Source organism: Agrococcus sp. Ld7, from assembly GCF_045064095.1.
Classification (GTDB): Bacteria; Actinomycetota; Actinomycetes; order Actinomycetales; family Microbacteriaceae; genus Agrococcus.
The window spans coordinates 77,514-94,170 of the sequence record NZ_JBISGY010000029.1 but is presented as its reverse complement, the minus strand read 5'-3'; the positions used below and the strand labels follow the sequence as shown (position 1 = coordinate 94,170).

Below are 16,657 nucleotides of genomic sequence, written 5' to 3'. Positions count from 1 at the left end.
TGCCGGTGGTGGGCAGGGAGTGGGGGCAGACGTGCAGCGGGCGGCATCACCGGCGGGAGCGCGATGGTTCGGCGGGGCGCCGGCGGCGGCGGGGGTCGGGTTCGTTCCGGCCCCGATGCTCTCGGGTGCGCAGTCGCCGCGGGCGACGCCGGCGCTGGCGCTGCGGATGCGGCGGGATCGTCGGATCCGTGCGCGGCTGTCGCTCACCGACGCGTCGATCATCCTGTTCGCGACCGTCGCGACGACGGTGGGCGTGCTGTGGGCGACGCCGACGCTCACCGTCATCTCCCCCGAGCTCGTGCTGGCGACGCCGGCGATCGTGGTGGCCGTGTGGCTGATCACGCTGGCCGGGTTCCGCTCGCGGGAGATGTCGGTCCTCGGCTCCGGAGCGCTCGAGTACCGCAGGGTCGTGCACGCGACAGCGCTCGCGTTCGGCGCGCTGGCCGTGCCGTGCCTCGCCTTCGACTGGCCCGCGATGCGGCTGCAGCTGCTCATCGCGCTGCCCGCCGGTCTCCTCGCGCTGCTCATCGGCCGCTGGCAGTGGCGCCGGTGGCTCCTCAGCCGTCGGCGCATCGGCGAGCACGTCGCCCGCACCATCCTGGTCGGCGACCGCGACGAGGTCGCCTACGTGCTCGAACGACTCGCCAGCATGCCAGATCTCAGCTACCACGTGCTCGGCGCCGCGATCGACGACACCGACCCGCAGCCGCTCACCCTGCACGACCGCACGATCCCGGTGCTGTGCTGCAAGGCAACGCTCAGCGAGACCGCCGAGCGCATGGGCGCCGACACCGTCATCCTCGCCAGCAACCCCGACGCGGACCCCGACTACCTCACCCGACTCAGCCGCCAGCTCGAGGGCACCTGCGCCGAACTCGTGCTCTACAGCCGACTCACCGACGTCGCCGGCCCACGCATCTCCTTCCGCCCCGTCGACGGACTCCCCCTCATCCACGTGCAGATCCCCACCTTCGACGGCGGCAAGCACCTCATCAAGCGCGCCACCGACATCATCGTCGCCAGCCTCGCCCTCATCGCCGTCGCCATCATCTCGATCCCGATCGCGATCGCCATCAAACTCGACTCCCCCGGCCCCATCCTCTTCCGCCAGCAGCGCGTCGGCCGCGACGGCCACACCTTCACCATGCTGAAGTTCCGCACCATGCACATCGACGCCGAACAGCAACTCGCAGCACTCAAAGCGCAACACGACGGCGCAGGCCCCATGTTCAAACTCCGCCACGACCCCCGCGTCACCCGCATCGGCCACTACCTCCGCACCCACTCCCTCGACGAACTGCCACAGTTCTGGAACGCGCTCACCGGCGACATGAGCGTCGTCGGCCCACGCCCACCCCTCCCCGACGAAGCCACCAGCTACGACGGCACCGTCCTGCGCCGCCTCTACCTCAAACCCGGCATCACCGGCCTCTGGCAAATCAGCGGCCGCAGCGACCTCTCCTGGGACGACAGCGTCCGACTCGACCTCCGCTACATCGAGAACTGGTCCGTCATGCACGACCTCATGATCATCTTCCGCACCGCCCGCATCATCGTGCACCCAACCGGCGCCTACTAGGAGACCACCATGCGAATCGCAATACTCCGGCGCGCACGATGACGGCATCCGATGTCGAGCCGCCCCTGCCGGCTCGGGTGCGACGACACGGTGCTTCCCCGCACGTGCTGATCATCGTCCAGAACCTGCCGGTCCCGTTCGACCGCCGTGTGTGGCTGGAATGCCAGGCGCTGGTCGTGCGCGGCTATCGGGTGAGCGTCATCTGCCCGCGAGGACCCGGCGACCCGAGTTTCCGGCGGCTCGACGGCGTCGAGATCCACACGTATCGACCGGCCCCCGAGGCAGACGGGCTCGCGGGATTCGCCTGGGAGTTCGCCTACAGCTGGCTGCGTACAGCATTGCTCAGCCTGGACGTCCGACGGCGCCGGCGCTTCGACGTCCTCCAGGCATGCAACCCACCCGACACATACTGGCTCCTCGCACGGCTGTGGCGCGCGTCCGGAGTCGCGTTCGTGTTCGACCACCACGATCTGAACCCCGAGCTGTTCCGCTCGCGATTCGGCGAGCCAGCCAGCTGGGACCGGAGACTCGAGCATCGCGCACTGCTCTGGCTCGAGCGACGGTCGTTCCGAGCCGCAGATCACATCATCTCAACGAATGCGTCGTACAAGGCGATTGCGATGTCACGGGGAGGGCGTCGGGATGCAGAGGTGACGGTCGTGCGCAGCGGCCCTGATACCGACGCCATGCGACCGATCTATCCCGATTCCCCGCGGCCGCAGAACGAGATCAGTCTCGTCTACGTCGGCATCATGGGCCCACAGGACGGCGTGGACCAGATCCTTCTCGTCATGGACGAGCTCGTGCACCATCGTGGACGAAGCGAGGTGACCGCGACGCTGCTGGGCTTTGGAAGCTGCCTCGACAGCCTGCGTGCACGCTCGCACGACCTGGGTCTCGCGGCGCATGTCTTCTTCACCGGCCGTGTGGATCGCGCACAGCTCGCGGAGCACCTCAGCCGAGCCGACATCGGACTGTGCCCCGATCTGAAGACACCGCTGAACGACGTGTCGACGATGAACAAGACAATGGAGTACATGGCGTACGCGCTGCCGACCGTGGCGTTCGATCTTGTCGAGACACGAGTGACCGGCGGGGACACGGTGCTCTATGCCCCATCGGGCGATATCGAGGCGTTCAGCGACCTTGTCGAGGCGCTGATCGACGACCCGATGCGTCGTGCGGATCTCGGTCTGGCCGCCCGTGACCGGGTCCGGGACGTGCTGGACTGGCGCCCCCAGGCCGAAGCATACGTCGGGGTCTTCGACGGCCTCACCGGTCATGGTCGCACGGGACCCGCCGTGCCGGAGCGCTCAGGGACCGCGCTCGTCGATGCACAGGGACGACGATTCGTGGACCTCTCCGATCCAGAAGCGCTGCGTCGATTCACGATTGCGCGGGCGCAACCGGCCGCGCAGCCGTCCAGCGCGGTGCCGAATCGTGGCATCGGCGAACTGTGGGAGATCCAGCCATGATGAGCGTGATCATCGCCGCGCATGATGAAGAGCATGTGATCGGATCGTGCCTCGACGCACTCAAGGCGCAGGTTGATCCCGGCCCCATCCAGATCATCGTCAGCGCGAATGGGTGCAGTGATGACACGGCCGGAGTGGCCAGACGCCGTGGGGCGACGGTCGTTGAGCGCGTCGAAGCCGGCAAGCCGGGCGCGCTGAACGCTGCAGAAGACCTCGCTGCGGGATTTCCCCGCGTCTATCTGGATGCCGACATTCTGATGCCCCCGCACGGCCTCGCCCTGCTCGCCGCCAAGCTCGACGACGGCGCCCTGGCCGCGATGCCCCGGAGGATCCTGGACGCCGGTGCCAGCCCGCTGCTGGTCCGCGCCTACTGCGCCATCAACGAGCGCCTTCCGGTATTCCGCAACGGCCTGTTCGGTCGAGGCATGATCGCGGTATCGGCTGCTGGACGCGCGCGATTCGACCGCTTTCCGGACATGGTCGCCGACGACCTCTTCCTCGACGCGCAGTTCAGCCCCGCTGAGAAAGGCGAGGTGCGTGAACTCAGCGTGGTTGTGCAGGCACCGCGCACGATCACGGCGCTGCACCACCGCCTCGTGCGCGTGCGGCGAGGCAATGCCGAGATGCGCGCGGCGTCCGCGCGAGGTGCGGTCACCGAAGCCGTGCGCTCGTCGGACCGATGGGCGTGGCTCCGCGACGTCGTGCTCCCGCATCCCTGGCTGGCCTTCGCTGCAATCCCCTATGTTGCGATCACGGTCGCCGCAGCTGTCGCAGGCCAGCGCGATGGCCGCGCGGCGATCACCTGGGGGCGCGACAGCAGCACCCGCGCGCGACCGGGCACCTCCGGGGCGAACGCCGCATTGTGAGCGCTCGCCTGCATCGCCCTTGGGGCTCGACCGCGACGTCCATGCTGTCGCGTGCCGCGACCACTGCGCGCCATGACACCCGCATCAATCTGTGCTTCCACGGGATCGGCACCGATCCCACGGAGCGGGAGCGCGGCGAGTCGCGATACTGGGTCACCGAAACCCTCTTCCTTCGCGTCCTCGATCGGGTCGGCCCCATGCCATGGGTGTCCTTGAGCTTCGACGACGGCAACCTGTCTGACGCCGACATCGCACTGCCAGCACTGCGCGAACGGGGCCTGACCGCAACATTCTTCGTGCTTGCGGGGCGGCTCCACGACCCCGCGAGCCTCTCGTCGCTTCACCTGCGAACGCTTGCAGCCGCAGGCATGCGGATCGGCACGCACGGCTGGGACCACAGATCGTGGCGGAACCTGACCGATGCCGCTGCACGGCGCGAACTCATCGATGCTCGCGCAACCCTTTCGGAAGCCTCTGGCACCGACATCACCGAGGCAGCGCTGCCCATGGGCCAGTACGACCGCGCAACTCTCGCGCGCTTGCGGGCTGCCTCCTATAGCGCTGTCTACACGAGCGACCGCTACCCTGCTCGAGACCAATCATGGCTGCGGCCTCGATACAGCGTCGCCGCAGACGACACGGTGGAGTCCGTGCTCCGCATCGCACAGGGTCGACCCGGGTTCCGGGCAGCGAGGAATGCGCTTGCGAGCTCGGTGAAACGCCGACGCTAGCCAGGGGTCGAGTCCGTCGGTTGGCCGCCGGGTTGGACGAGCGACACCGCAAAGAGGGCTCGGATCGGCTTGCGATTGCAGCGGGTCACGACTACCCTCCTACGACCGGGGCGCTCAGGCTCCCCAGGGAGGACGCCCTCGATGACGAGCAGCACGAAAGCTGAGCACGGGAGCGCTGCGATACGTCGCAACCACCGGAACCGTGCTCGAGGCCGGGCGACCGCGATCAGCATCATGACCCTCGGTGCAATCGTCATTGCTCCAGCCGTGACGTCGACCTCATCCGGCCACGCGGCCCCCGCACCGGCCGACACCACGGTCATGGCCGAGAGCGACTCTCTCGCGTGGTGGTGGACGCCAGCACCAGACGGCCGGACCACCACCTCCGCAGATGGGCGCTCCTGGTGGTGGTGGACTCCAGCTCCTGAACCCACGCCCACGCCGCCGCCACCGAGCGCCACGCCGACGCCGACGCCGACGGAGCCGCCCCCGACGGAGCCGACGCCGTCGGAGCCTTCGGAGCCGGACCCTGGCCCGTCGGCGCCAGCGGAGCCGTCGGATCCCGGGGGCATCGTCGTTCAGGGCCGCAGCTTCCCGTCCGCAGCGACCACCGGCGTACCCGACGGCACGGTACTCAGCCCCTACACCGGCCCCTGCACGATCCAGACGAACGACGTTGTGATCGACGGCGCGATCATCGACTGCGACTTGCGGGTGCTCGCGCAGAACCTGCAGATCACCAATTCGATCATCAACGGCCACATCTACAGCGACTCCGACTTCTTCAACGGATCGTTCTCGATGAGCGACAGCGAGGTGCGCATGCCGCAGAGCGCTGGCACAGGCGTGGGAGATGTCAACTTCACCCTCACCCGCGTCGAGGTCACGGGGGGCAGTCGTTCGGTGAACTGCGCCGCGGATTGCACAGTCCAGGACTCGTACCTGCACGGTCAGTACACGGACTACCGCGGGATCGATCACGAGTCCGCCATTCGGATGGGTGCGAACAGCACGATCCGCCACAACACGATCACGTGCGACGCAGCGCCGGTCCCACCCGACGCCGGCTGTTCGGCAGCCCTGACCGGCTACGGTGATTTCGGCGTCGTGCAGAACAACTCGATCGATGACAACCTCATCGACGGTGGCCCCGACGGCTCGATGGGCTACTGCGCCTACGGCGGATCGACGCCCGGCAAGCCGTACTCGGAAGGCGTGAACAACATTCGGTTCACGAACAACATCTTCATGCGCGGTCCGAACGGGAACTGCGGGATCTGGGGACCGATCACATCGTTCGACTCTGCGGCACCGGGCAACGTCTGGACGAACAACATCTGGGACGACGGAGCACCCGTCGCACCGGCAAACTGACACCGAGCCCCGGACCGGCGACGGGGCTCGAGCTCGACGGCCGACGGATGCCGCTCACCAGTCGAGCAGCGGCAATTCGCTGTAGAGGTAGTCGATCTCGCACGCATCGACCCCGTTGCCGCGGAACATCCGGGGACGTGGCCGGCCCAGTGCCCGACCGAACCCCGAGGGCGTGAAGCCGAGCACACGCTCCTCCGCGAGCGTCACTGGCAACCCGTGACGCAGCAGGCGAGCCGCGACCTGCGGCCAGGCGTCGCGGAGCACGGCAGGGTCCCCGCCGACGAAGATGGGCGCCGCGAAGATCCCGAGCCGCTTGCGACGAACCCTGCGATACATCAGGTAGGCGTAGCCCTCCGCAGTGTGCACCACCAAGTGGCGAGCCGCGAGTGCCCCGCAGTGATCGTCGTACACCTGGAGATCCGTACCCTCAAGCAGGGCTCGGATGTCCTCCGGGCGCTCAGCGATTCGCACGGCATGCCGAGCGAGGCGGGGCGCGTTGATCGCGAATCTCGTGGCGGTGTCCAGATGCTCGAAGCCGAGCCTCGCGTTCAGCGCAGGCACGCTGCCGCTCGGCGACAGATCCGTGAACACGAAGCCCGGCTGGCGGATGATCGCTCGGAGCAGTCGGAGCGAGTGCCCCCGATGCCCGTCGAGTACGCAGAAGGCCGCGAGGTTGCAGACGGAGCGGCCGGTGCGCGACACGGAATAGACGGCTGCGTAGACGCCAACGACCTCGCCGTCGGCGAGCAGTTGGAATCCTCGGTTCGGTCCACGATGCGCCCAAGGCGGCCGCAGCAGCGATGTCCATGCGCCAGCTGGCACGCGCCGGTTGAGACGTGCGTGCAAGAACGCGGCGACACGCTCGACGTCGTCGTCCCCGATCGGTTGCACGACCGGATGCTGCGTCGGGGGCCGCTCGATCATCGCGGTGCGCGTTCGGGCTTCGCCCGCCGCCGCTCGAGCATGATCACGCATGCGGCCGTCGCGCTCATCCCGAGCGCTGCGGTCATCAGGAGGGCGCGAGGTCGATTCCCCGTCATGTGGAAGATCCGTGTCGCGTCGGGCATCGGTGTGGTCGTGATGAAGTCCTCGGGGAGCGCTCCTTGGCCCGCCTGCATCGCCCGGGCCGTGCTGATGACCTCCTCCGTCAGCTCGTGCTGCCGCGCCGCGACATCCGCGCGCGTCGGACCGACGATCTCGAGCACCAGGCGCTGGGTCGCGAAGTTCGAGGCCCACTGGCCGCCCGTATCGGGCAGGCGGAGCGACCAGCCGTCTCGCACCCCGGTGCCGACGAGCGTGACGTCCTCCGCCGCGAACTTCGGCAGCTCTGCGGCTCCTGCGACCGCTCTCGCGACCGCTCCGGCCGTGACGATGATCGAGTCGGATTGGGTGCGCACCGGGTTCGGCGAAGCCTGGCTCGCGGGTGCCAGGAACGCGATCTCGGTGCGCGTGTAGTACACGCCGTCGTCGCTGACCACGACATAGGCGGCACAGGCCGTGACGACGGCGCCGCCGAGCAGCATCGGCCACCAGCGCAAGCAGGTTCGCAACAGGCCCCGCAGCGTGATCATGGTGGGCTTACACTACTGGGTACCTTGCCGGTCGGTCGAGGCAGTGCGGAGAGGACGCTGACGTGGTATCGAACGTTCTCCGCGTATTCGCCAGGCGGTGGTACGTCGTCCTCCTCGGCGTGCTCCTGACGGCCGGGCTCGCCTACGGCGCGGCACTCGCGGCCCCCTCGGAGTTCCGGTCTCGCGCGCTCATCCTGCTGCTGCCATCGCAGGAGGCGGTCGGTGAGGATGGGAACCCGTTCCTCGCGCTCGACGGGCTGGAACAGCCCGCGAGCCTCGTCGCCGCCTACTTCTCCAGCGCGGCAGCGCAGGAGGAGGTGGCTGCGCAGTCCGAAACGGCCACCTTCAGCGTCGACCTCGATGCCCAGGTGCGCGGACCGGTCATCCTGATCCAGGTCACCGACGAGACCGAGGCGCAGAGCCTTGCAACCCTCGGCTACCTGAGAGATCGCGTCCCAGAGGAGCTGCGCCGACTGCAGGAGGGAGTCGGCGCCCCTGCCTCCTCGTTCATCACCTCGATGGTCCTGACCTCGGACGCCGAGGCGACGCGCGACAATGGTGCAGCGGTGCGCCTGATCATCGCTGTGCTCGTGCTCGGCGCCATCGGCACGGGCTTCCTGACCTTCGTGGTCGACGGTTCGCTCGCACGGCGCGCCTCTCGCCGTGCGGCCGGCGGGCGGGACTCTGAGCCCGACGCGCTCCGGGCAACGACGCAAGCGCCTGGTGACGAGCGTGCGGATCAGCTGGCGGAGGAGGACAGCCTGCCGCATCCGCGGACACCGTCCCACAGGGCTGAGCGAACCAGACCGCAGAACCGTGCTCGGTCGCGGTAGATGATCACGTTCGTGCACCGCGCAAGGTCGAGCGCGCACGCCGTCGATGCGGTGGGCTGGTTGACGCTGTATGTGGTGCTCCTCCTGTTCGTCCCGTCGAGGTTCGTCGTGGGCCCGTTGGGGAGCGCCGGTGCGCCGTCGATGCTGTTCGGCCTCGGCAGCCTCGTGCTCTGGGCGCTGCTCCTCGTGGGCGGGATGCGACGGCCTGCTTCGGGTGCACAACCCCTTCGGATCGCTCTCGGCCTCCTGCTCTTGTGCGTCGGCATCAGCTACGTGCTGGCGATGGCCCGTCCGATGAGCCCTGACGAGATCAGCCCGGCGGACGTCGCGGTCCTCGCCCTCGCGTCCTGGTCCGGAACGCTCCTCCTCACTCATGACACGCTGTCCTCGCGAAGCCGCCTGGACACGCTTCTCTGGCGAATCGCCGTCTGCGGGGCGCTCATCGCACTGCTCGGCATCGTCCAGGTGCTCACCCGCGAGCTCTGGGTCGACCAGTTGACGCTGCCGGGGCTCGCGAGCTCACCCGGCTACGGCCTCAGCACGCGGAGCGGCTTCCCTCGACCCTCGGGGACGTCCACCCACCCGATCGAGTACGGGGTCATCCTCGCGATGCTGCTGCCGATCGCCCTGCACGTCGGCTTCCACCACACACACCGCGGATCGATCGTGCGATGGCTGCCTGCGCTCTCGATCCTCGCCATCATCCCGCTGACATCTTCGCGGTCCGCGTATCTCGGCGCGCTCATCGCGGTCGCCGTGTGCATGATCGGCTGGAATCGTCGGCAACGCCTTCAGGTGCTCATGGTCGGCCTGGCTGGCCTGATCGCGATGATGATCGTCACGCCCAGGCTGCTGAGCTCGATCAGCGAGCTGTTCACCGGTGCTGCAGACGACCCGAGCATCACCTCGCGCACGGACAGCTTCGCCCTCGCAGGCGAGTTCATCGCCCGCTGGCCGCTGTTCGGACGTGGGCTCGGCACCTTCCTCCCGAAGTACCGAATCCTCGACAACGAGTACCTGCTGCTGCTCGTGACGATCGGTGTCGTCGGCACGACTGCCTTCCTCGTCCTTGGCGCCACGGCAGTGGTCCTGCTCGCCCGGCTGCACAGGACAGGTCGGCAGGACGAGACGGGCGCACTCGCAATGGCGCTCGCCGCGGCAGTGTGTGCAGGGTTCGCGTGCCTGTTCATGTTCGACGCGTTCGCGTTCCCGATGACGACGGGCACGCTCTTCCTGATCCTCGGGCTGGCGGGAGCGCTCTGGAGGCTCGAGCGGGACTGGCCGACGCAAGCGGAGTTCGCACGATGAGCGCTGTGATCGTTGATGTGGCAGCCGTCGTCGTGACGTACAACAGCGAGGACCACATCGACGGCCTCCTCGACAGCATCGAGCCGGCGATGCGCGGCCTGACCTACTCCGTCGTGGTGGTCGACAACGGGTCGACCGACGCGACCCGCGAGATCCTGACGGCGCGGTCCGACTGCGTCGTGGTGCGTTCGACGAACGTCGGTTACGCCGGCGGAGTCAACCGAGCCGTCCGTGCCTCCCCACCGGCGCGGTCCATCCTGATGCTGAACCCCGATGCGACGCTCGACGCTGGGTCGGTGGCGACGCTGCTCGACGTGCTTCGCAAACCCGGGATCGGGATCGTTGCCCCTCGCACGCGTGAGGCCGACGGGAGTCTTTCGCCGACACTGCGGCGCGGTCCGACGATGGCGCGCGTCGGTGGCCTCAGCTTCACCGGCCGCCCGATGTTCGCGGAGCGGATCGAGGATGCCGCCGAGTACCGCACCGAGCACGAGGTCGACTGGGCAGTGGGCGCTGTGCTCCTCGTCGACCGTGCGTGCTACGACCGGCTGGGCGGGCTGGACGAGTCGTACTTCCTCTACTCCGAGGAGACCGATTTCAGCCTGCGCGCGAAGGACGCGGGCTGGGCGACGGTGTACACACCGGCTGCTGGCGCAATGCACACCGGCGGCGGATCCGGCGAGAGCGCCATGACGCACACGATGAAGCAGATCAACCGCATCCGCCTGTATCGACGCCGCAGCGGGACCGCCAGGGCCTCGCTCTACTTCGCTGCCACCGTCCTGCTGGAGGTCCGTCGGGGGCTGCTGGGCCATGACAGGTCCTGGCCGACGGTGCGCGCGCTGCTGAGACCCTCGTCGCGACCTTCCATGCTCAACGCCAGCGACAGTCTGCTCCCCCGATGACGAGCGCGCCGAGAAGACGGGTCCTGCTGATCGCACCGGCATGCGACGGCGAGGATGTCGGTGAGGCTTGGGTCGCGTTCCAGTGGGCGCACGAGCTTGCGGAGCGCGCGGAGCTCACCCTGCTCACCTCCCACAAGCGCGGGCACACGCCGATGACCCGCCAGCTGCCGAACGCTCGGGTCGTCGAATGGCCCGAACCCCCGGGCGTCGGCAGATTTGAGCGGTTGAACAGCCTGCTGCAGCCGGGCTACCTGCCGTTCCACGTGCGTTCCCGACGCTGGATCAGGCGCCGTCTCACGGCCGGCGAGCGCTTCGACGTCGCACATCAGGTCGTCCCCGTTGCGATGCGATACCCCTCGCCTGCCGTCGGTCTCGGCATCCCATTCGTCATCGGCCCGGTCGGCGGCAGCCTGGCCTCACCCGCCGCCTTCGCAGACGAGGAGGGTGCGGCGCCGTGGTACCAGCGGCTCCGTGCGCTCGACGCATGGCGGATGCGGGCCGACCCGCTGCTGCGAAGGACCTACGAGCAAGCGGATTGCGTGATCGGTGTTGCGGAATACGTGCGCGACTTCCTCGACACCGTCGCGCTCCGCCGCTTCGAGATCCTGAGTGAGACCGCAGTCGATGAGGTGCACGACGTGATCGACCGATCGGGCAGAACGGGCTCTGTCCGGCTGCTCCACGTCGGCAGGGTCGTGCGCACGAAAGGTCTTCGCGACACGATCCGCGCCCTGGGCGCAGTGCGGGACCTCGACATCGTGCTGGACGTCGTCGGCGACGGGAACGACCGCGACGCGTGCGAGCAGCTCGCGGCGGAGCTCGGCCTGCGCGACCGGGTGACGTTCCACGGCGCCGTCCCCCGTGCCGAGGTCGACGGCTTCTACCGGCGCGCGGATGTCTTCTGCTTCCCGAGCTACCGCGAGCCCGGTGGGAACGTCGCGCTCGAGGCCATGTCGTTCGGTCTCCCGGTGATCGTCTGCCGACGCGGCGGCCCGGGCGCGAACGTCGACGACACCTGCGCGTTTCGGCTGGACGCTGTCTCCCCCGAGCAGCTTGCCGCGGATTGCGCTGGTGCCATCCGGAGACTTGTCGAAGCTCCGGCGCTGCGGCAGCGGATGGGCGCCGCCGCGCGGGAGCGCGTCGCGAACACGCACCTGTGGCGGCACCGGTTCGAACGGATGTCGGAGCTCTACGAGCAGGTGATCGGCATCACGCCGGCGGAGCGCTGACGACCAGCGCGGTGAGGAAGCCGACCGCGCTCGGCTTCGGGTCGTGGTCACCGCGGAGCACGCGCTCGAGCCAGTCCTGCTCGAGGAACGGGAGAGCGGCGAGCGGATCCAGGAGTTCGGGCCGCGCCCGCCAGTGGTCGACGACCTTGCCTGCCAGCACCGCGCCGCCTGCGGGCGACCGGTTGCCTCGGCGGACGCGCTGGAGCGCCTTCTGTGCGAGCCGACGGCCCGTGCCCGCGACCTGGACGACCGGCTGCCACGGCGCCGGATGCGCGTACGCGGCGGGCGCTGAACGGCCGTCCAGCGGTCGCCGGCCGAGCTCCGGGTCGAGCTCCATCTGCAGCGCGGCGAGGAAGCGTGAGCCGGCCTTCTCCTGCGGCGTGAGCCCCGCCGCGATGTCGAGGAAGGCAGGGTCGAGCATCGGGTTGATGACGATCCGCTCGGCCCCGACCGCGGTATCGGTTGCGCCGGCCCAGCGCTGCATGCGGTGCCGCAGGTAGAGCGCGTCGGTCGCGCGAAACCACTCGGGCCCGCCGTCCAGCAGCGCCCGCAGCACCTCTTGCTCCGCCTCCTCCAGCGCCCACTTGGCGAAGTCGCGTGCAAGGAGCCCTGGTTCGACCGCCTCGTTCACGAACATGCGCCAGCGGGCCAGCCGCGACGCATCCGCCGCCGTATACGTCCGGTCCCGGACCCGACCGACGTAGTAGAAGCCGCGCGCGACCTCCCCACCGAGGCCGGAGATCCGCACGCCCTGCTCGAAGCTCCGCTCGGCGACAGCCAGGGCTGCGAACGCGACAGGATCCGACATCGCGTCCAGCCGTTCCGCGGCATCACGGGTGGCTTCCCACGCGGCCTCGGGCGTCAGATGGCCGAGGTCGGCGAGTCCCCGAACGCTGTGCCGGATACCGTAGCGCTCCGCGATCGCGCTCGCGATCGCGGAGTCTGAGCTGCCGGGCACGTCGAGTGTCATCGCTTGCAGACCACGCCGCCGACGTGGCGGGATCGCGCTCAGCAGCAGCCTGGAGTCGAGCCCTCCCGTGAGCTGCAGCACAGCGTCGGGATGCTCGTCGAGCACAGCGGCCAGCGAGGTGCGCAGGAGGGACGCGGCGCGTGTCACGGCAGCGTCGAGGCCCAACCCCTCTGGCTGCCGTGCCGGCGCGACGCGGACGCCGACCCCGTCGCTGCGCAGTCGCGCCACCGCCCCCGGTGCGAGCTTCTCGACCCCCTGGAAGAGCGTGCGCTGCCCCAGTTGCCAACCCAGCAGCGACTGGGTGCCGACGGCGACCTGATCCAGCTGCGCACGCCGTGCCCGAGCCGCAACGAGCGCGGAGCTCGACAGCACCGCGGCGCCGTCCGAGCCGGGGTGGCTGTGGAACAGCGGACGGAACCCCATCGAGTCGGCGACCATGGTGACGCCCTCGTCGTCGGCGCGCACCGCGGCGAATGGTGGGAAAAGGCGCACGAGCGCGGCCGGCGTCATCTCCAGCTCCGCAGCGATTGCCTCTGGGGAGACCCGCCCGTCAGCGGTGCGCGTGACTGCGGAGAGCACCCAAGCGGAGCTGGCAACGCAGGACAGCCCCCACGTCGTGACGCGCGCGCGCCCGCGAGCATTGGCGTCGCCCTCGGCGTCCTCCACCATGGCGAGGAAGCCTGGAAGCCGGGGCACTGGAGTGCTGGCCATCAGCCATCTCCTCAGGCGGTGATCTTCGCGTCAACGAAGTCGGAAAGACTGCCCACCGTCTCGAACAGCTCCGGGCCGAACTCGTCGTCCTCGATCGTGATGTCGAACCGATCCTCGATCGCGGCGACGAGCTGCACCACGCCAAAGGAATCCAGTTCCGGGATCGCGCCGAACAGCGCGGTATCCGCGGTGAGCGTATTGGGCTGCTGCGTCAGTTCCAGGGTCTCGATCAGCGTGGCGCGGACCGTGTCGATCGTGTCGGTCATGATCTCCTCGTTTCGGGTCAGACGAGCACTTCAGCCGGAGCGGCGTGCCCGAGGAATGCGGTGGGGCTGGCGGTGAGGCCGTACGCGCCCGCCTGGAAGATGACGATCAGATCGCCGATCTCGGCATGCGGGAGCTCGAGGCCATCGCCGAGGAGGTCGAGCGGCGTGCAGAGGCATCCGACAACGGTCGCGGTCTCGTCCACTTCCGCTTCCACGCGGTTGCCCACCACGACCGGATAGTTGCGGCGGATGGCCTGACCGAAGTTGCCGGATGCCGCGAGCTGATGATGCATTCCGCCGTCCACGACGAGGTACGTCGTGCCCCGCGAGAACTTGCGGTCGAGCACTCGGGTCACGTAGATGCCGCACTCGCCGATGATGTAGCGCCCGAGCTCGATGACGGGCGTCGCGTCCGGCAGCAGCCGCGCGATGGCACCGTCGACGAGCGTGTGCAGTTCGGCGGCGACAGCACCCAGGTCGAGCGGGCGATCCCTCTCGACGTAGGGGATGCCGAAGCCCCCGCCGAGGTTGAGGTAGCGCACGGGGGTCGGGAGGGTCTCGGCGAGATCCGCCACCAGCTCGACGGTCTTGCGCTGCGCCTCGGCGATGATCGCGGCGCTCAGGTTCTGCGAGCCAGCGAAGATGTGGAATCCGCGGATGTCCATGCCCGACGTCGCGTAGCGCCGGAGCACGTCTGGCACCTGCTCCGCGTCGACGCCGAACTGCTGCGGCCCCCCACCCATCCGCATGCCTGAGCCCTTCACCGCGAAGTCCGGATTGACGCGGATGGCGACGTTCGGGGTCGCCCCCAGCTCATCGGCTGCAGCCAGCACGCGGTCGATCTCGGTGGTCGACTCGACCTCGACGAGGATGCCGGCGGCAACCGCCTGCAGGATCTCCGCGGGCCGCTTGCCCGGGCCCGCAAAGCTCACGCGATCCGGCCGGATCCCGGTGTCCAGTGCTGTTCGCATCTCGAGGACCGATGCCACGTCGATCCGGTCGACGCGGCCCGCAAGGTGCTGCACGACGGCCGGCATCGGATTGGCCTTCATCGCGTAGCTCAGCTCGACGGACGCCGGCAGCGCATCCCGCAGCGCCGCCACCCTCCCATCGAGCAGCCACCGATCGTAGGCGAAGAACGGCGTCGAGCCTACGCTCGCGGCGAGCCGGCTGAGCGGCATCCCGCCCACGCGCAGCTCGCCATCCATCGTCCCGAACGTCGCGACGTGCTCGTGCGCCTTCATCTGGTCACCTCGGCTCTGATCAGCTTGCGGTCGTACTTGCCGTTCGGCGACCGAGGCAGGTCGTCGCGGGCGACGATCTGCGAGGGCAGCATGTACAGCGGCAGCAGCTTGCGCATCGCTCGCAGCAGCTCGTCCGAATCCAGCTCGCGCCGGGTCGGCGCGGCGACGAGCACCACGCGCTGGCCGAGGCTCGCGTCGTCGACGCCCACAGCGACCGCGTCCCGCACGAGGCCGGTGGCGAACGCCGCCTCTTCGATCTCGGTTGGGCTGACCCGGTAGCCGGAGGTCTTGATCATGTCGTCGCGCCGACCCACGAAGTACAGGAAGCCCTCGTCGTCGGCGACGACGGTGTCGCCCGACCAGACCGCGAGCTCCGGGGTGCGCCACTCCTGCCCCGGGTGGTGGACGGGGCGGTAGCGCTCCGCGGTGCGGTCGGGGTCGTTCCAGTAGCCCATGCCGACCAGGGCGCCCCGATGGACGAGCTCGCCCTCCTCCCCCGGTGCGCACCGTGTGCCGTCGGGACGCAGAACGAGGATCTCGGCGTTGGGGATCGCCTTGCCGATCGAGTCGGGCCGCCGCCCGATCTCGGCGGGGTCGAGGTAGGTCGAGCGGAACGCCTCGGTGAGGCCATACATCAGGAACGGCTTCGCATCCACGAAGATGCCGCGAAGCCTGTCCAGGACTGGCCGCGGCATCCGACCGCCGGTGTTCGCCCAATAGCGCAGCCGGTGGGCGGCGCCCTGGGGCCAGTCGAGGTCGGCGAGCTGCACCCACAGCGGCGGGACGCCGGTGAGACCGGTGACGCCGTGGAGCTCGCAGAGCCTGGGGACCTCGCGGGGCAGCAGGTAGTTCATGAGGATCACGTGCGCCCCGACCGAGAACGCCGTGGTGACCTGACTGAGCCCTGCGTCGAAGCTCAGCGGGAGCGCGCTGAGGATCACGTCGGCGGCAGTGTTCTCGAGATAGGCGCTCACGCTCTCGGCGCCGACGATCAGATTCCGGTGGCTGAGCACGACCCCTTTGGGCTTGCCAGTGCTCCCCGACGTGTACAGGATGGCGGCCGGGTCGATGTCGATCGCGCCCGACGCCACGGGGGCGCGGTCGCCGTCCCCGTCCCAGGCGTGCACTGCACATCCCGCATGCTCGGCGCCGTCGCCGGCGCCATCCCCGACGGCGTCGACGACGACGACGACGCTGACCGCGCTCGCGCCGAGCACCTGCGTCAATTGGCCCAGTCGATCGGCCGAGGTCACGAGGAGACGGGCGCCGCAGTCCCGCAGGATGTGCTCCACCTGCGCTGGCTTGAGCACCGGGTTGATCGGCACGATGACGCCTCCCGCGAGCGAGGTCGCGAAGATCGCGGCAACCGTCTCGATGCGCTTCTCCAGCCAGATCGCGACGCGATCGCCTCGACGCGTCTCGAGGGCAGACAGCTGCGCGGCCGCCGAGCGGACGATCCGCCAGAGCTCGCCGTACGTGACCGCCGCACTCTTGTAGGTCAGCGCACGCGCATCGGGGGTGCCGGAGGCCGCGAGCGCCAGCAGATCGTGGAGGTTCGTGCGCGTGCGCGACGCGACGGCGCCCTGCGTCGTCAT

15 protein-coding genes are annotated in these 16,657 nt (G+C 69.1%); 9 read left to right on the top strand and 6 right to left on the bottom strand.

Features of this window, described 5'->3' with window-relative positions; translation table 11 throughout:
• From ACJJVL_RS08445 to ACJJVL_RS08425, 5 genes are all read left to right on the top strand, one after another.
• The coding region (locus ACJJVL_RS08445; RefSeq protein WP_405218130.1) for a sugar transferase at nt 1-1,579 on the top strand (1,579 nt) is incomplete at its 5' end.
• Nucleotides 1,580-1,683: 104 nt separating this feature from the next.
• Complete coding sequence (locus tag ACJJVL_RS08440; RefSeq protein WP_405218129.1) at nt 1,684-3,054, top strand: glycosyltransferase family 4 protein; 1,371 nt, start codon at nt 1,684-1,686, stop codon at nt 3,052-3,054.
• Entirely contained in the window at nt 3,051-3,920 is an 870-nt protein-coding gene (locus ACJJVL_RS08435) for a glycosyltransferase (protein ID WP_405218127.1), read from the top strand. The genes ACJJVL_RS08440 and ACJJVL_RS08435 overlap by 4 nt, the downstream gene beginning before the upstream one ends.
• A gap of 41 nt (nt 3,921-3,961) precedes the next feature.
• Complete coding sequence (locus ACJJVL_RS08430; RefSeq protein ID WP_405218126.1) at nt 3,962-4,651, top strand: polysaccharide deacetylase family protein; 690 nt, start codon at nt 3,962-3,964, stop codon at nt 4,649-4,651.
• A gap of 234 nt (nt 4,652-4,885) precedes the next feature.
• Nucleotides 4,886-6,025 (top strand): hypothetical protein, encoded by a 1,140-nt coding sequence (locus ACJJVL_RS08425; protein WP_405218125.1) that lies wholly within the window; start codon nt 4,886-4,888, stop codon nt 6,023-6,025.
• Nucleotides 6,026-6,079: 54 nt separating this feature from the next.
• Here ACJJVL_RS08425 and ACJJVL_RS08420 read toward each other — a convergent pair whose 3' ends face one another.
• Nucleotides 6,080-6,916 (bottom strand): hypothetical protein, encoded by an 837-nt coding sequence (locus tag ACJJVL_RS08420; protein WP_405218124.1) that lies wholly within the window; start codon nt 6,914-6,916, stop codon nt 6,080-6,082.
• A gap of 29 nt (nt 6,917-6,945) precedes the next feature.
• Complete coding sequence (locus tag ACJJVL_RS08415) at nt 6,946-7,596, bottom strand: hypothetical protein (protein ID WP_405218122.1); 651 nt, start codon at nt 7,594-7,596, stop codon at nt 6,946-6,948.
• Between the two features lie 62 nt (nt 7,597-7,658).
• On the opposite strand from ACJJVL_RS08415, the gene ACJJVL_RS08410 reads away from it, so the two are divergent.
• Genes ACJJVL_RS08410 through ACJJVL_RS08395 form a run of 4 tightly spaced genes read left to right on the top strand, consistent with a single transcriptional unit; the run spans nt 7,659 to nt 11,871 of the window.
• Nucleotides 7,659-8,429 carry a hypothetical protein gene (locus ACJJVL_RS08410; RefSeq protein ID WP_405218121.1) on the top strand — a complete coding sequence of 257 codons (771 nt, stop codon included), beginning with the start codon at nt 7,659-7,661 and terminating at the stop codon, nt 8,427-8,429.
• Nucleotides 8,430-8,441: 12 nt separating this feature from the next.
• Complete coding sequence (locus ACJJVL_RS08405) at nt 8,442-9,737, top strand: O-antigen ligase family protein (RefSeq protein ID WP_405218119.1); 1,296 nt, start codon at nt 8,442-8,444, stop codon at nt 9,735-9,737.
• A 5-nt stretch (nt 9,738-9,742) separates the two neighbouring features.
• Nucleotides 9,743-10,642, top strand: a complete 900-nt coding sequence (locus ACJJVL_RS08400) for a glycosyltransferase family 2 protein (protein WP_405218118.1) — start codon at nt 9,743-9,745, stop codon at nt 10,640-10,642.
• Nucleotides 10,639-11,871: a glycosyltransferase family 4 protein gene (locus ACJJVL_RS08395; RefSeq protein ID WP_405218117.1), complete on the top strand. Its 1,233-nt coding sequence runs from the start codon at nt 10,639-10,641 to the stop codon at nt 11,869-11,871. The genes ACJJVL_RS08400 and ACJJVL_RS08395 overlap by 4 nt, the downstream gene beginning before the upstream one ends.
• On the opposite strand, the gene ACJJVL_RS08390 is transcribed toward ACJJVL_RS08395, so the two are convergent.
• Genes ACJJVL_RS08390 through ACJJVL_RS08375 form a run of 4 tightly spaced genes read right to left on the bottom strand, consistent with a single transcriptional unit; the run spans nt 11,852 to nt 16,657 of the window.
• Entirely contained in the window at nt 11,852-13,552 is a 1,701-nt protein-coding gene (locus tag ACJJVL_RS08390) for an asparagine synthase-related protein (RefSeq protein ID WP_405218115.1), read from the bottom strand. The two genes, ACJJVL_RS08395 and ACJJVL_RS08390, sit on opposite strands and share 20 nt — an antisense overlap.
• Nucleotides 13,553-13,563: 11 nt before the next feature.
• A complete protein-coding gene (locus ACJJVL_RS08385) occupies nt 13,564-13,818 on the bottom strand; it encodes an acyl carrier protein (RefSeq protein ID WP_405218114.1) in 255 nt (84 codons plus the stop codon).
• A 17-nt stretch (nt 13,819-13,835) separates the two neighbouring features.
• The gene (locus ACJJVL_RS08380) at nt 13,836-15,062 is read right to left on the bottom strand and encodes a pyridoxal-dependent decarboxylase, exosortase A system-associated (RefSeq protein ID WP_405218113.1); all 1,227 of its coding nucleotides are present in this window, start codon (nt 15,060-15,062) and stop codon (nt 13,836-13,838) included.
• On the bottom strand, nt 15,059-16,657 hold the full coding sequence (locus ACJJVL_RS08375; RefSeq protein WP_405218112.1) for an acyl-CoA ligase (AMP-forming), exosortase A system-associated: 1,599 nt from the start codon (nt 16,655-16,657) through the stop codon (nt 15,059-15,061). The genes ACJJVL_RS08380 and ACJJVL_RS08375 overlap by 4 nt, the downstream gene beginning before the upstream one ends.